This window comes from Nocardia sp. FBN12, assembly GCF_054031145.1.
The window spans coordinates 1,775,507-1,795,033 of record NZ_CM132926.1; the positions used below are offsets into that span (position 1 = coordinate 1,775,507).

Genomic DNA, 19,527 nt, shown 5'->3' on the forward strand with positions numbered 1-19,527 from the left:
TGGGCTCATGGGTAGCGAGACGGCAGTGCAGCGGCGAGGGCGGGCCGCGCACCTCGGCCCCGAGCGGCGCAGGCCGCAGGTGCTCGACGCGGCGCTCGCGATCGCCGCCGACGACGGCGTCGCCGCGGTCACGATGGGCGCGGTCGCCGACTATATGAAGGTCACCCGCCCGGTGATCTACGCCTGCTTCCCCGATCGGGTCGAACTGATCGACGCGCTGATCCAGCGCGAGGAGAGTTTTCTGATCTCCGGTGTCCTCGACGTACTGCCGCCGCGCGCGACCGACGCCGACGAGACAGTGTTCGTCGAGGGTTTCCGCACCTTGCTCCACAAGGCGGCCGAGCGACCCGACGCCTGGCGACTGATCTACGGCAACCCCGACCCCGCGGTCGCCGGTTCCTTCGGCCGGGGTCGACGGCTGGCGGTCGAGCGCTGCACGGCGTTGCTGCGTCCGACCTTGCAGGCCTGGGGGATCGACGATGCCGAGCGCAAATTGCCCGCACTGGTGGAGTTATGGGTCTCGGCCGCGGAAAGCGCGGTCCGAACCCTGTTCGCGCACCAGAGCGAGTGGAATCCCGACGACCTCGGTGCCTTCATGGGCTCGGCCGTCTATCGCGCCATGCGCAGCGCGTGATGCCCGCGGCGTAGGTCGTACGTCCCGGTGAACGGGGCCCGTACCGGCCGTTCGGTCAGCGCGTGGGTGCGGGTGTGCGGGTGGACAACCGCACGCTGTCGAGGAAGTCCGCGATCGTCGCCCAGGTGGTATCGCGGGCGGCAGGCCCCGCGATGATGCCGAGATGACTTCCCGGGACCTCGGTGAAGCGAACCTCTGACGCGCTGGTGAGGACCCCGATGCCCGCCGCGACGGACGCCGACGATGCCAGCGCGTCCTTGGTGCCGCCGATCAGCTGGGTCGGCGCGGTGAGCCCGGTCAGCTGGATCGCGCGATCGGGTCCCAGATGTACTGTGCCCCTGAGCATTTCGTTGCGGATGATCAATTGCCGGTAGGCCTGACGATAGAACCGCCCTGGGTAGCCGGGCATGGTGTCCATGAACCGATCCACCGACTGCATGCGGGCCAGCGCCTCGGTATCGGCGATATTGCGCGCGATGAACCAGGGTTTGGTGAGCTCGCGGTCGATGGACTGGATGCGAAAACCGGCTCGCACACCATATTTCGGCACCCCACCGGCGACCCGTATCGCCGCCGTGACCACCCGCCCGCCGGTGAGCTGCCCGAATTTGCGAGCCAAGGAGATCTGCCCATTGCGCCGCTGGTCGAACGGTGTCCCGACCGCGGTGACCGAACCGATCGGCAGGTCCGCGTGCGCCGCCGCGGTGAGCACGCTGATGGTCCCACCGAAGGACCAGCCGATCAGGTCGACAGGGGAGTCCCCGCTGTCCGCGCTGACGGCGCCGATCGCGGTCGGCACGATGTCGTCGACCCATTCCTCGAACCCGAGATCGCGGTCCGCGTAGGTGATCTCGCCGTAGTCGAGCACATAGACCTCGCGCCCGAGGTCGAGGAGGAATCGCACCAGGCTCTGGCTCGGCCGCATGTCGTAGCAGGAAATCGTTACTGCCAGAGGTGGCACCAGCAGGACGGGAGCGCCGGTCGCCGGGCTCGAGCGCCGGTAGCGCAGCAAGGTGCGGTGCGGTTGGTCGTAGACGATGTCCGACGGCGTGGGTGCGTACGGCTCGACGCCGTCATTGAAGAGCGCGACCACGTTGCGCAGTGCAACCGAGAGGGAGCCCATGTAATTCTCCGGATACGTCGAGACGACGGGAGAAAACTAACTGTAACTCCCTGTATCACCTTATCTGTTCACTGAGATTACACCGAATCCGCAGGTCGACCACCGGTTGCGCACCGCCGCGCCCCAACAGGCAGGGGCGCGGCATCGCGGGTCATGGCTTGCGGGCGACCGCGCCGTAGGCCGAGATCGGCAGGACCTGGCCCACCTCGGTGGTCTCCGCGCGCCACTGGGTGATCGAGGTGAAGCCCGGTTCGACCAGTTCGAGGCCGTCGAAGACACCGCGGATCTGAGCCTGTGGACGCGGTACATACGGTGTGCCGCCGGTGCCGGTGTAGTTCTCGCACAGGGTGACGTAGGCCTGGCTGTCGTCGGTGCCGTCCCACATGATGAGGTAGCTGCCCGAGGGCACCGCGCCGACGACCGTGCGCACGATGCGCAGCAGGTCGTCGTAGGTCTTGGCGTGACCGAGCACGCCCATGAACATCACGGCGATCGGCTCGTTGAAGTTCAGTACGTTGCGGGCATCGGCGACGATCTGTTCCGGATCGTGGAAGTCGGAGTCGATGTAGGTGGTGACACCCTCGTCGGTGGTGCTGGTCAGTAGTGCGCGCGCGTGCGTGAGCACCAGCGGGTCGTTGTCCACGTACACCACTCGGGCCTCGGGCGTGACGCCCTGGGCCACCTCGTGGGTGTTCTGCATCGTGGGGAGCCCGGTGCCGATGTCGAGGAACTGCTTGATGCCGCGTTCCTTGGCCAGGAAGCGGACCGCCCTGATGAGGAACTGCCGGGACTGTACGGCCATGGTCGAAATATCCGGGTCGACCGCCAGTCCGGCGTCGCCGGCGATCTTGTCGATCTCGTAGTGGTCCTTACCGCCCATCCAGTAGTTCCAGATTCGGGCGGAGTGGGGGATGTCGGTCCTGATCACGGGGGTCTGCACGTCGGCCATGAGCCTTGCTCCTCTGCAACTGTGACGGTGGCGCGCCCCGCCCAGGGGAGAACCACCAGCGGCATAGCATCTGATCTGTTTGCGACAGTACAAGATTCACGGCGTGTCGGGCGGGCCTATCTGTGAACGCCCAGGCTGCGCTCATCGGCCCGAACGGGGGTGAAGTCGCGCGGCCGTGGATATCCACTTCGATCGTCGCGTTGGTTCGATCTCACTGTGTATCGCCCATTTCAAGTGTTCACTGCGACAGACACGTTCGGCCGGTAGCATCGCTAACGGACCGTAAGGTCTAGTCCAGCAAGATATTTCGTTGCGATCGCGGAGAGTCAAAGGTCCGCGGGGCACCGGGTGATCGAGAGGTTTCACAGTGGAAACGGTGACGAATCGGGTGGTAATGGACCCGACTGGGCAAGACATTCAGGGTGAGAACGTCGAGATCAGGGCACACGGTCCCGCCACCAGGGTCGAACTGCCGGGCGGAGTGCAGGCGTGGTCGATCACCGATGCCGCGCTGCTCGAGAAACTACTCGTCGATCCCCGGGTCTCCAAGGACGCGAGCCAGCACTGGCCCGCCTTCGTCGCCGGTGAGATTCCCGCGGATTGGCCGCTGTACCTGTGGGTCGCGGCGCCGAACATGTTCACCGCGTACGGCACCGATCACCGCAGGCTGCGCAAGTTGGTCGCGCCCGCGTTCACCGCGCGCCGCACCGAGGCCATGCGCGCACGGGTCGAGCGCATCACCACCGAACTGCTCGACGCGCTGGCGCAGACCCCGGCGGGTCAGCCGGTAGATCTGCGGGAGCAGTTCGCGTACCCGCTGCCGATTCAGGTGATCTCGGAGCTGATGGGGGTACCGGAATCGCTGAACCCGGGCCTGCGCACGTGCGTGGACGGCATCTTCGACACCACGCTCACCCCGGAGCAGTCGCAGGCCAACTACATGGAGATGTACCGGATCCTCGGTGAACTCGTGGCACTGCGGCGCGAACAGCCCGGCGACGACATCACCAGCCTGCTGATCGTCCAGCACGACGACGAGGAGGGCGCGCTCACCGAGGAAGAACTGGTCGGCACCCTGCTGCTGGTGATCTCGGCGGGGCACGAGACCACCGTGAATCTGCTCGACCAGGCCATCACCGCCCTGCTCACCCGCCCCGACGTGCTCGAGCAGGTGCGCGCCGGCGCGATCACCTGGCCCGACCTGATCGAGGAGACACTGCGGTTCGAGTCGCCGGTCGCGCATCTGCCGCTGCGTTTCGCGGTGGACGACATCGACATCGACGGTGTGTCCATCGGCAAGGGTGACCCGATTCTGGCCAGCTACGCCGCGGCCGCCCGCGATCCCAAGCTGCACGGCGAGACCGCCGATGAGTTCGATCCCACCCGAAAGAATCAGTCGCACATGGCCTTCGGTTACGGGGCGCACCACTGCCTCGGTGCGCCGCTGGCCCGGCTCGAGGCGCTGGTTTCGCTGCCTGCCCTGTTCGAACGGTTCCCCGATCTGAAGCTGGCCGTTCCGTCGACCGAACTCGGTACGGTGCCCAGTTTCATCTCCAACGGTCACCACCACCTGCCCGCCTACGTGCGCGAGGCCTGAGCGGCGAGCTCGCCCGGCCGACCACCGGGTCGGCCGGGCACGGGCTCAATTGCCGGGTACCACCAGCGGGGGAGTGCTGGGGAACACCACCGGTAGCCCGGCCAGCGCCCGGTGGAAAGGACCTGGCCGCCAGACCAGTTCGTCCGCGGGTACCGCGAGCTCGAGTTCCGGCAGCGCGTCCAGGAGCTGGTCGATGGCCTCCTGGGCGATCAGGTAGGCAGGCGATTTCGCCGGGCAGCCGTGCGGGCCGGTGCTCCACGCCAAGTGCGCGCGGTTGTCGAGGAAGTCGCCGGTCCCGATCGCGGGATCGTTGTTGCACGCGGCCATGCTGATGACGACCGGCTGGTGCGCGGGCAACCACACATCGTCGACCAGGATCGGCTGACGCGGGTAGGTGGTGCAGAAGTTGGCCATCGGCGGGTCGGTGTAGAGCACCTCGTCGAGTGCGTCGCGGGTGGACAGGCTGCCACCGAGCAGGCTGCCCGCGAAACGCTGATCGGTGAGCATCAGCCGGACCGTGTTGAGGATCAGATTGAGCATCGGCTCGATGCCGGCGCCGTACATCGTGAGCACCTGGTTCATCAGCTCCTCGTCGGTGAGCTGCTGCGAGTGGTGCACCAAGCGGGTCGTCACATCGTCGCCGGGTTCGCTGCGCTTGAGGCGCACCAGGTCGTACAGTGCGTCCTCCATCATCTGCGTGCCTGCGGCCGCGGTTTCGCCGCCCTCGAACATCTGCCCCATCCCGGTGGCGACCCGTCCACCGATGCCATCGGGGACACCGAGCATCGCGTTGATGGTGGCGAAGATGACGGGAAAGGCGTACTGGCTCAGCAGGTCCGCGCTGCCGTCGGCGCAGAAGGAGTTGATCACGGGCATCGCGATCTGCTCGACGGTGCGATGCAGCTGGTACAGGTCCACCCCCGCCAAGCCGGCGACGGTGACCTGCCGGTGGCGCGTGTGCTCCATGCCCGCGGTGCGAATCGCGTTGGGGCGATAGCGCATCATCGGCAGGATCGGGCAGTCGCCGGGGATGTCGCGCTCCCACATCCGCGGGTCGGCGGGGAAATGGTCGGGATCGTTGAGAATCTGCACCGCGGTGCGGTAGCCGATCACCAGGGTGGCGGGAACGCCGGGCACCAAATCCACCGGGACCAGCGAACCGAAGCGGTGCCGCATCTCACGGTAGGTGCTCTGCGGGTCGGCCGCGAATTCGGCCGAGTACAGCGGCACCCGATCCTGACCACTGCGCGAATCGGGCGAAACATCCAGTGTCACAGCATGTACTCCTGAGTCGACGATCGGTGTCTCGGCGACGCGCCGAGTTCGTGGCCGACCCTGGCGGCCAGCTCGTTCATGCGATGGGCGACCAGCGCGAGATCCACCTCGGGGGTTGTCGCGACGCCGAGTAGCGTGCCCGCGCCCGCGGCCGTGATCAGGACCATGCCCTCGTCGTATTCGGTCATGTTCTGGCGCACCGTGTTCGCGAGTCCACCGCAGAACTCGCCGAGGACCTTGCCCAGCGACCGCAGGCCGCACGCGGCGGCCGCGAAACGCTCCGCGTCATCGGTGCTGATGTCGCCGGAGTGCGCCACCCGTAGACCGTCCTCGGATAACAACACCGCGAACCGGACGCCGTCGAGTGCCAGGTCGTCGAGCAGCCACGCGAGGCGGTTGGTGCTGGTCGCGATCGGAGTACTCATCAGCTGTCGTGCCCTTTCGTGGAACGCGCGGCCGCGGCGCGACCGTGTCGGGAGCCGCTGTGCCAGGCCGCGGCGAGCTCGGGGCGGGCCAGCCCGCCGGTGTCGGCGGGCGCGTCGGCCGGGGTGATGGCGCGGCGCGTGCGCTTGGGCAGACCGCCGGTGGTTCGCTCGTGCTCGACCGCCTCGGGCTCCGGCGCGGCGGCCTCGGGAACAGGTTGTGGTGCTACCGGTTCCGGTACCTCGGCATGTTTGGGGTGGTGCACCTCGGTGGCCGTGACGAGCAGCGCCGCGGGAACGAACACCATCGCCCTGGTGCCGCCGTAGATATTGGGTCCGTCGACGTAGGCGGCGAAGCCGTAGCGGCGCGCCAGCGCGGCGACACCGGGGAACCCGACCCGCGGCGACGGGCCGAGCGCGTTGATGTCGATGACCCGCTCACCCGAGAGCACCTGGCGCGCCTCCTCCATCTGCTCCCGGCTCATCCGCACGCCCGCGTCGTCGATGATCACCGTGACGCCGTGGTGGCCCTGCTGGTAGGAGATGTCGACGAACGACGACGGCGGCGAGTAGCGCAGCGCGTTGTCGAGCAGGGTCGCGACCGTGTGCACCAGCGGTTCGACCGCCCGGCTGATCACCACCTGCTCGCAGTGGCCCGTCCGCACGCGCAGATAGTCGCGCACCCGGCCGGTGGCGCCGCCGACCACGTCGCCGACCGTCTGCTGGGGCCAGCGCCTGCCGGGCAGCCCACCCGAGACGATCACGTAGGCCTGCGCCTGGCGGATCATCTGCTGGACGGTGTGGTCGATCCGGGTGAGCGTCGCGTACACCTCGTCGTTGCGGTTCTCCCGCAGCGCGTTGCTCACGACCTGGCCGACGTCGGCGCCGAGGCTGACCACGGTGGTGCCGAACGCGCGGACCGCGTTGCTGGTGGCCGCGCGCGCGTCGGCCGAGACCTGGGCGCGCGTCGTCTCCTGTGCCGCCTCTAGCTGCGCCGCTGTGCGCTCCTCGGCGGCCTGCACGGCCACGAGCGCCTCGTGTTCGCGCGCCCGCAAATCCTCGGCGTTGGCCAGCGACATCTGCTCCATCGCCAGGTCTTTGGCGTGGAGTTCGCGCTCGGCCACCGCCAGGTGACCGCGGATCCGGCGTTCGTTGCGCAGTGCCTGGACTGCCACGGCGACCGCGCCGATCAGGACCACTGTTGCTGTCGAGAACAAGAAGACCGCGAGCGTCGGAGTCATCGGTTCCTTTGTCGTGTGTGCCGACCGAAGAGCCGTGGTGGCCGGGTCCTCGCCGGTCTCTCCGACGAGACTTCTCGCCGCCGTCCGATACTCACAAGCGCTGCGCCGCACCATAATTCGGCACGGCGCGCGTGATTTCGGTCGATTCCGGGCTCGTTGCCCGGCGTTTCGGCGACGGGGGACACGTTAGCAGCGCGAACCGCCGAGTGCACGAAACGAGTTGCTGCAGAACGTGACTCGCATTGTGGTATCGGGCGGTGAATTGATACCGTCGGTTTATCCACGCGGTGTACGGTTGAGTCCATACAGGTCGGCCGTGGACCAGCGGTGACCAGCGCGTCGTCGCCGCACTCGGCCCCGAGTCACCGGCTATTCCTTCTCTCGTCTCCCCGCTGCGGCGCCGTCGATCGATCCGAGGAAGAACCTGCATGACGAGCGATCTCGACGACGACCCTTTCGACATGACTCCCGCCGACCCCGAGGAAGAGGATCCGACCGTTCACTGGCCCGAGCCGAGCCCACTGCAGTCGTGGTGGACCGACATCATGGGCACGAAGAAGCCGCGCCGGTTCGGCCAACAGGGCTGAATCGGTAAGCACGACCCGTCAGGGCCGCACCGTTCTCGGTGCGGCCCTTTTCTCGTTTTCGAGCCGTATTCCTCAGGGTATTGACCTGGACGCCGTGTCCAACCTAAATTACAAGGACACCGTGTCTCACATACCTGGGACACACGGCACACGGGAGTGCGTACATGACACAGAAGGTGTTCGTCGTCGGCGTCGGCATGACGAAGTTCGAGAAGCCGGGCGCGCTGGAGTGGGACTATCCGGACATGGCCCGCGAGGCGGGCACCAAGGCGCTCGCCGATGCGGGAATCGACTACGACCAGGTCGAGCAGGCCTACGTCGGCTACGTGTACGGCGAGTCCACCTCGGGCCAGCGCGCGGTCTACGAGCTGGGACTCACCGGCATTCCGGTGGTCAACGTCAACAACAACTGTTCCACCGGCTCCACCGCGCTCTACCTCGCCGCACAGGCGATTCGCGGCGGCCTGGCCGAGTGCACCCTGGCCCTGGGCTTCGAGAAGATGCAGAAGGGCTCGCTCGGTTCGACCTACGACGACCGCGAGCAGCCGATGATGAAGCACCTGCTGGCGCTGGCCGAACTGCAGGAGTTCGCCATGCCGCCCGCGCCGTACATGTTCGGCGCCGCAGGCAAGGAGCACATGGAGCTCTACGGCACCACCGCCGAGCAGTTCGCCAAGATCGGCGTGAAGAACCACAAGCACTCGGTGAACAACCCGTACGCGCAGTTCCAGAAGGAATACAGCCTCGAGGAAGTGCTCGAGGCCAAGCAGATCTACGGCCCGCTCACCAAGCTGCAGTGCTCGCCGACTTCCGACGGCTCCGGCGCGGTGATTCTCGCGAGCGAGGATTTCGTCGATCGGCACAATCTGGCCGATCGCGCCGTGGAGATCGTCGGACAGTCGATGGTCACCGACCTCGCGTCGACCTTCACCGACCCGACCGCGATCAACCTGGTCGGCTCCTCCATGTCGCGCACCGCCGCGCTGAAGGTCTACGAGCAGGCCGGGATCGGCCCCGACGACATCGACGTGATCGAACTGCACGACTGCTTCTCCACCAACGAACTGCTGACCTACGAGGCGCTCGGCCTGTGCGCGCCGGGTGAGGGCGGTCGGCTCGTCGACGACAACGCCACGACCTTCGGAGGCCAGTGGGTCGTCAACCCGTCGGGCGGCCTGATCTCCAAGGGCCACCCCCTCGGCGCCACCGGTCTGGCCCAGTGCAGCGAACTCACCTGGCAGCTGCGCGGCGACGCCGACGCCCGCCAGGTCACCGATGCGCAGATCGCCCTGCAGCACAACATCGGTCTCGGTGGCGCGGTCGTGGTGACCGCCTACCGTCCCGCGAACCGCTGACCTTCCCCAATCCGAATCACACCAGGAGTAATCCCATGGCATCAGTGTCCGTTTCCACCGCCCTGCCCGTCGCCCCCGAGCTGGCGTGGGCCCGTCTCAGCGATCTCGCCAACTGGGAGGAATGGCTGACCATCCACCAGGGCTGGCGCGGCGATCTGCCCGCCGAGCTCACCGCGGGCTCGCGTTTCACCGAGGTCGTGTCGGTGATGAACATGGCCAACAAGATCGAGTGGACCGTCGCCGAGGTCGTCCCGAACTCGTTCCTGCGCATCACCGGCGCCGGAATGGCCGGTGTCACCATCGAATTCGCCCTGAAGGTCGAGGCCACCGATACCGGCTCCTCGGCCGCGTTCGACGCGAGCTTCAAGGGCGCGATGATCGTCGGCCCGATCGGCAAGGCCGTGGCCAAGCACGCCGAAGCCGATCTGAAGGAGTCGATGGAGAAGTTCACCGAACTGGTCGGTTCGGCCGCATGACCACCTCGGAATCGGCCGGGGTCGTTTTCGACGGCTCCGCGCTGGGGGAGTGGACCGACGAAGAACGGTTCTCGGTCACCAAGGAGCGGATCGCCGAATACGCCGCGGCGACCAACGATCCGGTGCCCGCGCACCGGTCGGGCGAGATCGCGCCGCCGGTGTTCGCGGTGGTGCCGGTGTTCACCTCGATGGCGCCCGCCGCGCTGTCGGTCGCCCCGGTGGAGCTGCTGATGAAGCTGGTCCACGGTGAGCAGGACTTCCTGTTCCACCGGCCGATCCGGGCCGGTGACGAACTCGTGGTGCGGGCCAAGCCGATCGGCTACGTGGGCCGCCCGAACGGTTCGACCGTGGTGATCTACGCCGAAACCCGCGACGCGGCAGGCGAGCTCGTCAACGAGCAGTGGATGACCGCGTTCTTCCGCAAGGTCGACGCGGGCCCGGGTGAAGGCGAGCTCGCGCCCACCCACCGGATCACCGACGAGGATCGGGCGTCCGACCCGGTCGCGAAGGTCACCGCGCACATCGACGACGACCAGACCTTCCGCTACTCACCGGCCTCGGGCGACCCGATGCCGATCCACCTCGACGACGAGATCGCCCGCATGGCAGGGCTGCCCGGCATCATCAACCACGGCCTGTGCACCATGGCGTTCACCTCGTGGGCCGCGCTGACCGAACTCGCCGGCGGCGACACCGCGCGTCTGCGCAGGTTGGCCGTGCGTTTCGCCAAGCCGGTACTGCCCGGTCAGGACATCACCACCAGCTTCTGGGCCACCGAATCCGCTGATCCGGGTGTGCGGGCCTACGCCTTCGAGACCGAAGCCGCGGGCCAGATCGCGATCACCGACGGCCGCGTCGAAATCAACTAGGAGACATCACTCATGGGAAAACTCGAGGGTCGCGTCGCGGTCATCACCGGTGCCGGTCGCGGCATCGGCCGCGAACACGCGCTGCTGTTCGCCCGCGAAGGTGCCAAGGTCGTGGTCAATGACCTAGGCGGCGCCAACGACGGCACCGGCACCGACGCGGGCCCGGCCCAGCAGGTGGTCGACGAGATCGTCGCCGCAGGCGGGGCGGCGGTCGCCAACACCGACAACATCGCCACCTGGGACGGCGCGAAAGCGCTGGTCGACCAGGCGATCAGCGCATACGGCACCCTGGACATCGTGGTGAACAACGCGGGCATCCTGCGCGACGCGTTCATCGCGGGCATGGACGAGTCGCAGTGGGATTCGGTCATCGCGGTGCACCTCAAGGGCCACGCCGCGACCCTGCATCACGCCGCGGCGTACTGGAAGGCGCAGTCCAAGGCCGGTACTCCGGTATCGGCGTCGGTGATCAACACCGCCTCGGCCTCTGGCACGTTCATGCCCAATGCCGGTCAGGGCAACTACGGTGCGGCGAAGGCGGGCATCGCCGCGTTGACACTGGTCGCCGCCGATGAACTCGAACGCTACGGCGTGCGTGTGAACGCGATCGCCCCGATCGCGCGCACCCGCCTGACCCTGGCCACCCCCGGCATGGGCGCGCTGTTCGCGGCCGAGGTGCCCGAGGGCGAGTTCGACGCGTTCTCCCCGGCCAACATCTCCCCGCTGGTCGCCCACCTCGCCGAGGCCGATTGCGCGCTCACGGGCAAGGTGTTCGCGGTGCAGGGCGGTGCGATCGTCGAACTGGCGGGCTGGCACGACGTGCGCACGGTCGAAACCGATGGTCCGTGGACCATCGATGAGGTGGCCGCCCAGCTGAAAGAGACCAACTAGCCATGGCGCGCAACAGTTATGAGCTCGGCGTCGGCGTCAGCGAGGATCACCTGGCCCTCGCGGACGCGGTCGCCGGTTTCGTCGAGCGGACCATCACCGCCGAGGTCGTCCGGGCCGCGGTCGAGTCCACCGACGCGGGCAAAGCCTTGCCGCACTGGGACGCCCTCGTCGCCCAGGACCTGTTGAGTTTGCACATCGCCGAGGAACTGGGCGGTCAGGGCGCCGGTCTGCTCACGCTGGCCGTCGCCCTCGAACCGCTCGGCCGCGGTTTGCACACCGGTCCGTTCGTGCCGACCGTGCTCGCCGGTGCGGTGCTGGCCGCCGCGTACGGCACACGCGCCGAGGACAAGTCGGCTCGGCTCGCCGGATTGGCGGACGGGTCGCGCACCGGCGCGGTGGCTTTGGCGTCGAACCTGACCGGCACGCTGACCGAGGCCGCGTTGACCGTGAGTGGAACGGCCGACGGTGTGCTCGGGGCGTTGCCGGCCGATGTCGTCATCGCGCCGGTCACCGTGGCGGGCGAGCAGCGATGGGTCGTCTTCGAGAACATCGATCTGACGATCAGCGCGCAGGACGGCATCGACGTGTTGCGTGGTTCCGCACGGCTGCGGGCGGATTCGGTCGAGGTCCCGGTCGACCGGGTGCTCGAGGTGAGTTCGGCGCGCGTGCGTTCGCTGGCCGCGGTCGTGCTCGGCGCCGAGGCGGTCGGTGTGATGTCGTGGTGTGTGTCGACCGCGTCGGAATACGCCAAGACCCGCGTGCAGTTCGGTCGGCCGATCGGCCAGTTCCAGGGCGTGAAACACAAGTGCGCCCAGATGGGCATCGCGCTGGAGAAGGCGCGGGCCGTGCTGTGGGATGCCGCGTTCGCCCTCGATCGCGACGACGATACCGCCGATTACGCGGCCGCCGTCGCCGCGCTGATCATTCCGGACGCCGCGGTGCAGGTCGCCCAGGAGTGCATCCAGGTGCACGGTGGCATCGGCTTCACGTGGGAGCACGACGCGCACCTGTACTACCGGCGCGCGCTGGCGGTCCGCGGACAGCTCGGTGCGCGCGACGAACGGGCCGAAGCGGTGGCCGGTTACGTCTTGTCCGGGCTGACACTGTCCAGCGAACTGGAGCTGCCCGCGGAGGCGGAACAGATCCGCGCCGCGGTCCGGGCCGAGCTCGCCGAGATCGCGGCGATCGACGACGAGGACGACCAGCTCGTCGCCCTCGGTGACGGCGGCTGGAACCTCCCACACCTGCCCCGCCCCTACGGTCGCTCGGCCTCGCCGCTCGAGCAGGTCGTGATCGCCCAGGAGATCAAGGCCTCCGGCATCCAGATGCCCCAGCTGCTGATGGGGACCTGGGCGGTCGGCGCGATCGTGCCGCACGGTGACGACCGGCAGAAACAAGAACTGGTCGTGCCGACGCTGCGCGGCGAACTGGTGTGGTGTCAGCTGTTCAGCGAACCGGGCGCGGGCTCGGACCTGGCGAGCCTGACCACCAAGGCCACCAAGGTCGACGGTGGCTGGCAGGTCAGTGGTCAGAAGATCTGGACCTCGGTCGCGCAGTTCTCGGACTGGGCGATGCTGATCGCGCGCACCAGCCCCGACAAGCCCAAGCACGAAGGCATCACCTACTTCGTGCTCGACATGTCCTCGCCCGGCATCACCGTGCGTCCCCTGCGGGAGATGACCGGATCGGCACTGTTCAACGAGGTGTTCCTCGACGACGTGTTCATTCCGGACGAGAACGTGGTCGGCGCGGTGGACGAAGGCTGGCACGTGGCCCGCACCACCCTGGCCGGTGAACGGGTGGCCCTGAGCCAGAAGATGGAGGCCTACGCCACCGACGCCGACCTGCTCCGTTTCGCCACCGACCGCACCCTCTCGCCGGTGGCGCGCTACCGGCTCGGCGAACTCATGGCCGAGAGCCGAGCGGTCGATGTGATCAGTTCCCGGGTGGTGCTCAAGCAACTGTCCGGCATCGACGTGTCCACCACGTCCAGCGTCGGAAAGCTGCTGGGAATGGCACTCGGACAGGCGATTTCGGAATACGTCGTCGCCGAGCTCGGCATCGCCGGTGTGGTGTCGGTACCCGGCGAGCGCAGCGACCACGCGATGGAACAGCTGATCGCGGGCCGTGCCACCACCATCTACGGCGGCACCACCGAAGTCCAGCTCAACGTCATCGGTGAACGAATGCTCGGCCTACCACGAGACGCTGCGGTGAACTGACACTCGCACGGAATCCGGATCGGCGGAATCGCTGGACTACAGTGCGTAGTAACGCGAAACGCCGCCGATCCGGACCGTGTCGTCGGAATGTCTCTGCCAGGGGCGGGGTCCGAAGGGGCGCCGGCGTTCGAAGACAGGCTCGGTGAAAGGAGAAAACGTGACCGCGCAACGTACCGACGGCAGAGCCAGCCGCTGGGACCGCCACCGAGCCGACCGCCGCGAACTGATCCTCGCCGCCGCGCTGGAGGCCGTCCAATCACAAGGCACCTCGGTCGGCGTCCAAGAAATCGCCGACCTCGCCGGCGTCCCCCGATCGGTCCTCTACCGCCTCTTCAAAGACCGGCAGGACCTCGACGAACAACTGCGCACCCGCATCATCGACGACCTGATGGCCGCACTGGCCCCCACCCTGAACCCCGAGGGCACCGTCACCGAGGCCATCGCCCGCTCCGTCGACGCCTATGTCGGCTGGATCGCCACCAACCCGCGCCTGCACTACTTCCTCGGCGCCGGATCCGGCGGCAGCAAAGACCGCAACTCACCCATCGTCTCCGGCACCAAGATCGCCATCGCCGGCACCGTCCGCGAGGTGTTCGAAAGCGCGCTGCGCGCACAATCCGCCCCGGTGGCGGTAGCCGAACCGATGGCCTTCGGCCTGGTCAGCTTCGTCGACGGCAGTGTGAACCGCTGGCTGAGCCGCTCGATGCAGCCCATGGATGCCGAGGAGCTGTCGTCCTACCTGCAGATCGCCATCTGGGCGATCATCGACGCCAGTCTGCGCGAAGTCGGCGTCACGCTCGACCCGCTGACGTCGATCGCGGAATTCACCGCGGCGAACTAGATGTAACACTCGGTAGCGTTAACCCTTGTATGGTACCGCCGGTACCACTAAACTGGGTAGTGGAACCGTACCGAGGAGACACCGATGACGCTGTCCAATTACCACGAAACCCTGCAGGGCCTGTCCGAAGGCTCGGTGACCAAACACTTCGATCCCTATCTCGACATCGACTGGGACTCGCCCGAGTTCGCCGTGCACTCCGACGACCCGCGCTGGATCATGCCCGACGAGGACCCGCTCGGCCGCCACCCCTGGTACAAAGCGCAGCCGGTCGAACGGCAGATCGCGATGGGACTGTGGCGCCAAGCCGGCATCGCGAAGGTCGGCATCGACTTCGAGCAGCTGCTCATCCGCGGACTCATGCAGTACCTGACCTCGGTGCCCAACGGCGACCCCGAGTTCCGCTACATCACGCACGAGGCCGCCGAAGAGTGCAACCACAATCTGATGTTCCAGGAGATGATCAACCGCATCGGCTACCGCGATGTGGTCGGCATGGGCAGCATCGACCGCAAGCTCACGATGATCATCTGGCCCGCGGTGAAGTATTTCCCCGGGTTCTTCTTCACGATGGTCCTCGGTGGTGAGGAGCCGATCGATCATCTGCAGAAGGCGTTGCTGCGCAGTGGGACCGATCTGCACCCGATGGTGCACCGGATCATGGAGATCCACGTGGCCGAGGAGGCCAGGCACATCTCCTTCGCGCACGAGTACCTGCACCGTAAAGTCCCCTCGATGAACCCGGTTTCGAAAACCGTGCTGTCGGTGGCGTTTCCGATCACGATGCGGGTGATGCTGGCGATGATCGCGACGCCGCCGAAGCAGTTCGTCGACAAGTTCGCCATTCCCGCCGAGGTGATGCGCGAGGCGTACTGGCGCAGCCCCGGATCCCAGCACATCAAGCGTGACGTGTTCACCGATGTGCGCGCCCTGGCCACCGACATCGGCCTGATGAACCCGCTCGCCAAGCGGGTGTGGCGCTTTCTCGGTATCGACGGACCGGTGTCGCGCTACCGCAGCGAGCCCGCGCGCAGGGCCGCATGAGGGCCGAAACCTGGTCCGCGCCCACGCGAGCCGTAGTACCGGACAAAGACCCCTTCTACGCGCCGCGGCCAGGATTCGAGGGCCTCCCGGAGGGCGCGATCCTGCGCTCGCGGCCGGTCGAACTCGCCGCGTTCGGCATGATCGGGTTGAAGGTGCGGGCCTGGCAGTTGCTCTATCGCACGACCGATCTCAACGGTGTGCCCGAGGCATCGGTCACCACCGTGGTGGCGCCGATCGGCGGTGTCGCGCCCGGTGCGCCACTGCTGTCGTTCCAGTGCGCGATCGACGCCATCTCGCCCCGGTCGTTTCCGTCGTATGCGCTGCAGCGTGGTTCCCGTGCCATCGGCACCTTCGCCCACATCGAACTCCTGTGTTTCGCCGACGCGCTGACCAGGGGTTGGGCGATCTCGATCCCGGACCACGAAGGCATGCTCGGTGCGTGGGGCGCACCGCGCGAACCGGGCTACCGCGCGCTCGACGGCATCCGCGCGGCCCTGGCGTTCGAGCCGGGCGGCCTCGACCCGGCGGCGCAGGTCGGCCTCTGGGGATACTCGGGCGGCGGCCTTGCCACGGCATGGGCCGCGGAGATGGCGTCGACCTACGCGCCCGAGCTCGACATCGTCGGCGCCGTGCTCGGCTCCCCGGTGGGCGACCTGGTGTCGACCTTCCATCGACTCAACGGCGGCCTGCACGCGGGACTGCCGACGCTCGTCGTCGCCGCGCTGCGCCGGGTGTACCCGGCGTTCGAGGAACTCGTCGCCACCCATTTCAGCGACGAAGGTCGCGCGGTGCTCGACAAGGCCGCCCAGTCGACGACCGCCGCCGCGGTCATGCGGCTGGCGCGCTACAACGTCGACCGGCACAGCGGCACCCCGATCGCCGAGCTGCTCGCCATGGAGGCGATGCTGGCCGTCTTCGCCGATCTCACCCTGGGTGACCGGGCGCCCACGGTGCCGCTGCTGGTCGTCCAGGCGGTACACGACCAGATCATCGCGGTCGACGATATCGACGCGCTCGTGCGGCGTTATCGCGAGCACGGCGCGCACGTGACCTACCTGCGTGACCGCGCGAGCGAGCACCTCTCCCTGCTGCCGCTGTCGACACCGCTGAGCCTGAACTGGCTCGACGACCGATTCGCCGGGGTAGTGGTGACACCGTCGGAAACCCGCACGGTGCGCAGTGTGCTCGCGCTGCCCGCGGGCCGTCGCGGGCTCGGCGCCCTCGCGCACGCCGCGTTCCAGGCGCTGTTCGGGCGTCCGATCACCGCTTCGGCAACCGGTCACCGCAGGCGCGGCGGGGCAGGGAAGGCTCGCCGAGCGGCGTAGGAGGCATAACTTACTCACTGGTAAGATATGGGAATTGGGTCTGCTGACGGCAGTAACTGGTGAGGTAAGGGGTTTACCGATGGGGATCGTTGCCGAGCTGCCACGCGCGGTGCGCAATGTGTGGTCGGTGTCGTTCGGTGATGGACTCGAGTCCTACCGTCCCGCTCCGGCCACGACGGTGTACGAGGGCGCGCACCGGCACCTGAAGCGCTACGACCGGAGCACGCCCGCGCAGGGCAATCCGGTGCTGCTGGTGCCGCCCTTGGCGGTGACCACGGCGTGCTTCGACCTGCGCCCTGATCAGAGCCTGGTGCGCCATCTGCTCGACCAGGGCAGGCAGCCCTACGTCGTCGACTACGGCGAATTCGGTTATGCCGACCGCGATCTGGGCCTCGAGGACTGGACCGACGACATCCTGCCCGAGGTCATCTCGCGGGTGTCGGAGGAACACGAGGGCCGTGGCGTCGATATCGTCGGCTGGTCGCTGGGCGGTGTGCTCGCGCTGCTCACCGCGGCCTCGCACGCCGACCTGCCGATCGCCTCGATCACCTGCCTGGCCGCACCGATCGATCAGGCACGCACCGCGTTCCTGATCCCGCTGCGCCTGGTCGCCAAGGTCACCGGTGGCCGCGAGATGGCCCTGGCCACCAAGGTGATGGGCGGCATCCCGCAGGAATTCGTGCGGCTGGGCTTCCGGATCCAGGCCTTCGACCGCGAGCTCGCCAAGCCGATGTTCTTGGCCCGCAACGCCTTCGACACCGAGGCGCTGGGCAGGATGGAGGCCACCGACCGGTTCATGGCCACCATGCCCGGCTACCCCGGCCGGACCTACTGGCAGATCTACCGCAGTCTGGTGCTGCGCAACGAACTCGCGAGCGGCTCGATCCGATTGCGGTCGGACCTGGTGATCGAACTGTCGAAGGTCACCTGCCGGGTACTGCTCGCGGGCAGTCGCAGCGACGTGGTGGTGCCCGCCGCCTCGGTGCGCCGCGGCCTCGACGTCCTGCCGAACGCCGAGGTGAAGTTCGTCGAGGTCAGCGGCGGCCACCTGAGCATGGTGTCCGCCGCCGACACGACCTGGCCCGCGATCGAGGAGTTCCTCAGCCGCTGACCACGGCCGTCGACCCGTGCTGGGCGCGCAATTCGTGCTTGACGACCTTGCCACCCGCATTGCGCGGCAGGGCTTCGACGACGACGAGTGCCTTGGGGTGCTTGTAGCGGGCGAGGTGCGCGTCGAGATGGGACGCGAGATCGCCCAGGCCGATCTCGCCCCCGTCCTCGACGGCGACCACCGCGACCGGCACCTCGCCCCAGCGGTCGTCGGCCCGGCCGATCACCGCCGCCTCACGGATCCGGGGATGGGCGAACAACACGTTCTCGACCTCGGCGCAGTAGATGTTCTCGCCGCCGGAGATGATCATGTCCTTCTTGCGGTCCACCACGTAGACGAAGCCTTCCTCGTCACGGCGCACCAGATCGCCGGAGTGGAACCAGCCCCCGGCGAACGCGTCGGCGGTCGCGCGCGGGTTGTTCCAGTACTCGCGCATCATCGTCGGTCCGCGATAGACGATTTCGCCGATTTCGCCCGGCGCGACATCGTTCATCTCGTCGTCGACGATGCGGGTGGCGATGGTGGGGATCGGCTTGCCGACGGAGCCTAGCTTGCGAATCGCGTCCTCGCCGTCGAGCACGCAGGTGATCGGTGACATCTCGGTCTGCCCGAAGACGGCCACATTGAGTGCGTTCGGGAAGGTCTCGGCCATCGCGTGCAACACCGTGTCCGAGGCGGGCGCGGCACCCCAGCTGATCACCCGCAGTCGCAGATCACGCTGTGCCACTGTGGGATCGGCGCAGACGAGCTGCCACTGGGCGGGTACGAGGAACACCGAGGTGGCGCCTTCGCGCTCCCAGGCATCGAGCACCTCGGTGACATCGAAAGCCTTGAGTGGGTGGATCACTGTCAGGGTGCCGAGCTGGAAACAGGCTGCGACACTGCCCAATCCGGCGATATGGAACAGCGGCGACGCGCAGAAGGCGACGTCGTCGGTGCGGTAGTGCATCGCCCGGATACAGGTGAGAGCCTGGGAGTTCATGTTGAGGTGGGTGAGCACCGCGCCCTTGGGATTACCCGTGGTGCCGGAGGTGTACATGATCAGCGCGGCGCTGTCCTCGGCGATATCGCGCTGCTCGTGCGGCGCGCCGTCCTCGGCGAGCAGGTCCTCGTAGCCGAGCGTGCCGTCGCCGGTCGGGGCGCCGACCACGATGCGGGTGGCCAGCGCGTCGGTCAGTGTCGACACGGCACCGACCAGCGGCGCGAGCACGGCATCGGTGATGATCACCGTCGCCCCGCTGTCGCCGACCTGGTAGGCGATCTCGGGTGGCGTCAGCCGGAAGTTGACCGGAACGGCGATCGCGCCGAGCGTGTTGATCGCGAAGACGGATTCGATGTACTCGGTGTTGTTGAGCATCAAGATCATCACGCGGTCGCCGTCGCCGACCCCGCGCCGGGCGAGGGCGTCGGCGAGGCGCTCGACCCGCCAGTGCAACTCGCCCCAGCTGGTGGTCTTGCCGAGGTAGCGGAGGGCGGGCCCGTCCGGGCTGGTGGTGGCGTGCAGCGCGATCTGGTTCATCCAGTGATTGCGGCGCGAGCGCAGAGGTTCTGTGGACATGGTGTCT

18 protein-coding genes are annotated in these 19,527 nt (G+C 67.6%); 12 read left to right on the forward strand and 6 right to left on the reverse strand.

Annotated features, from left to right (window positions below):
• Positions 1–7: 7 nt before the first annotated feature.
• On the forward strand, positions 8–634 hold the full coding sequence (locus ACWZHB_RS08765) for a TetR/AcrR family transcriptional regulator (RefSeq protein WP_427907430.1): 627 nt from the start codon (positions 8–10) through the stop codon (positions 632–634).
• A 55-nt stretch (positions 635–689) separates the two neighbouring features.
• On the opposite strand, the gene ACWZHB_RS08770 is transcribed toward ACWZHB_RS08765, so the two are convergent.
• Both ACWZHB_RS08770 and ACWZHB_RS08775 read right to left on the reverse strand, forming a co-directional pair.
• The gene (locus ACWZHB_RS08770) at positions 690–1,757 is read right to left on the reverse strand and encodes an alpha/beta hydrolase (RefSeq protein WP_427907431.1); all 1,068 of its coding nucleotides are present in this window, start codon (positions 1,755–1,757) and stop codon (positions 690–692) included.
• Between the two features lie 151 nt (positions 1,758–1,908).
• Entirely contained in the window at positions 1,909–2,706 is a 798-nt protein-coding gene (locus tag ACWZHB_RS08775) for an SAM-dependent methyltransferase (RefSeq protein WP_427907432.1), read from the reverse strand.
• Between the two features lie 394 nt (positions 2,707–3,100).
• Between ACWZHB_RS08775 and ACWZHB_RS08780 the strand changes: the two genes are divergently transcribed.
• Positions 3,101–4,303 carry a cytochrome P450 family protein gene (locus ACWZHB_RS08780; protein ID WP_427909118.1) on the forward strand — a complete coding sequence of 401 codons (1,203 nt, stop codon included), beginning with the start codon at positions 3,101–3,103 and terminating at the stop codon, positions 4,301–4,303.
• 45 nt (positions 4,304–4,348) lie between these two features.
• Here ACWZHB_RS08780 and ACWZHB_RS08785 read toward each other — a convergent pair whose 3' ends face one another.
• The 3 genes from ACWZHB_RS08785 to ACWZHB_RS08795 are packed head-to-tail and all read right to left on the reverse strand — an operon-like array spanning position 4,349 to position 7,241.
• Positions 4,349–5,572 carry a cytochrome P450 gene (locus tag ACWZHB_RS08785; RefSeq protein ID WP_427909119.1) on the reverse strand — a complete coding sequence of 408 codons (1,224 nt, stop codon included), beginning with the start codon at positions 5,570–5,572 and terminating at the stop codon, positions 4,349–4,351.
• 2 nt (positions 5,573–5,574) lie between these two features.
• Positions 5,575–6,003, reverse strand: coding sequence for a roadblock/LC7 domain-containing protein (locus tag ACWZHB_RS08790; RefSeq protein ID WP_427907433.1), 429 nt, complete (start codon positions 6,001–6,003; stop codon positions 5,575–5,577).
• The gene (locus ACWZHB_RS08795; protein ID WP_427907434.1) at positions 6,003–7,241 is read right to left on the reverse strand and encodes an ATP-binding protein; all 1,239 of its coding nucleotides are present in this window, start codon (positions 7,239–7,241) and stop codon (positions 6,003–6,005) included. Before ACWZHB_RS08795 ends, ACWZHB_RS08790 begins: the two co-directional genes overlap by 1 nt.
• Before the next feature lie 428 nt (positions 7,242–7,669).
• Here ACWZHB_RS08795 and ACWZHB_RS08800 point away from each other — a divergent pair, with 428 nt between their 5' ends.
• The 10 genes from ACWZHB_RS08800 to ACWZHB_RS08845 all read left to right on the forward strand — a co-directional run bounded on the left by ACWZHB_RS08800 (position 7,670) and on the right by ACWZHB_RS08845 (position 17,962).
• Positions 7,670–7,828, forward strand: a complete 159-nt coding sequence (locus tag ACWZHB_RS08800) for a hypothetical protein (RefSeq protein ID WP_427907435.1) — start codon at positions 7,670–7,672, stop codon at positions 7,826–7,828.
• A 164-nt stretch (positions 7,829–7,992) separates the two neighbouring features.
• Positions 7,993–9,183, forward strand: coding sequence for a lipid-transfer protein (locus ACWZHB_RS08805; RefSeq protein WP_427907436.1), 1,191 nt, complete (start codon positions 7,993–7,995; stop codon positions 9,181–9,183).
• 35 nt (positions 9,184–9,218) lie between these two features.
• Positions 9,219–9,659 (forward strand): type II toxin-antitoxin system Rv0910 family toxin, encoded by a 441-nt coding sequence (locus ACWZHB_RS08810; RefSeq protein WP_427907437.1) that lies wholly within the window; start codon positions 9,219–9,221, stop codon positions 9,657–9,659.
• A complete protein-coding gene (locus ACWZHB_RS08815; protein ID WP_427907438.1) occupies positions 9,656–10,528 on the forward strand; it encodes a MaoC/PaaZ C-terminal domain-containing protein in 873 nt (290 codons plus the stop codon). Before ACWZHB_RS08810 ends, ACWZHB_RS08815 begins: the two co-directional genes overlap by 4 nt.
• 12 nt (positions 10,529–10,540) lie before the next feature.
• On the forward strand, positions 10,541–11,419 hold the full coding sequence (locus ACWZHB_RS08820) for an SDR family oxidoreductase (RefSeq protein ID WP_427907439.1): 879 nt from the start codon (positions 10,541–10,543) through the stop codon (positions 11,417–11,419).
• A 2-nt stretch (positions 11,420–11,421) separates the two neighbouring features.
• Entirely contained in the window at positions 11,422–13,641 is a 2,220-nt protein-coding gene (locus ACWZHB_RS08825; RefSeq protein ID WP_427907440.1) for an acyl-CoA dehydrogenase, read from the forward strand.
• Positions 13,642–13,798: 157 nt separating this feature from the next.
• A complete protein-coding gene (locus tag ACWZHB_RS08830; RefSeq protein ID WP_427907441.1) occupies positions 13,799–14,482 on the forward strand; it encodes a TetR/AcrR family transcriptional regulator in 684 nt (227 codons plus the stop codon).
• A gap of 84 nt (positions 14,483–14,566) precedes the next feature.
• The gene (locus ACWZHB_RS08835) at positions 14,567–15,526 is read left to right on the forward strand and encodes an AurF N-oxygenase family protein (RefSeq protein ID WP_427907442.1); all 960 of its coding nucleotides are present in this window, start codon (positions 14,567–14,569) and stop codon (positions 15,524–15,526) included.
• Positions 15,523–16,851, forward strand: a complete 1,329-nt coding sequence (locus ACWZHB_RS08840) for a lipase family protein (protein ID WP_427907443.1) — start codon at positions 15,523–15,525, stop codon at positions 16,849–16,851. Before ACWZHB_RS08835 ends, ACWZHB_RS08840 begins: the two co-directional genes overlap by 4 nt.
• A gap of 79 nt (positions 16,852–16,930) precedes the next feature.
• The gene (locus ACWZHB_RS08845; protein ID WP_427907444.1) at positions 16,931–17,962 is read left to right on the forward strand and encodes an alpha/beta fold hydrolase; all 1,032 of its coding nucleotides are present in this window, start codon (positions 16,931–16,933) and stop codon (positions 17,960–17,962) included.
• On the opposite strand, the gene fadD5 is transcribed toward ACWZHB_RS08845, so the two are convergent.
• Positions 17,952–19,520: a fatty-acid--CoA ligase FadD5 gene (gene fadD5, locus ACWZHB_RS08850; protein ID WP_427907445.1), complete on the reverse strand. Its 1,569-nt coding sequence runs from the start codon at positions 19,518–19,520 to the stop codon at positions 17,952–17,954. The two genes, ACWZHB_RS08845 and fadD5, sit on opposite strands and share 11 nt — an antisense overlap.
• Positions 19,521–19,527 lie beyond the last annotated feature (7 nt).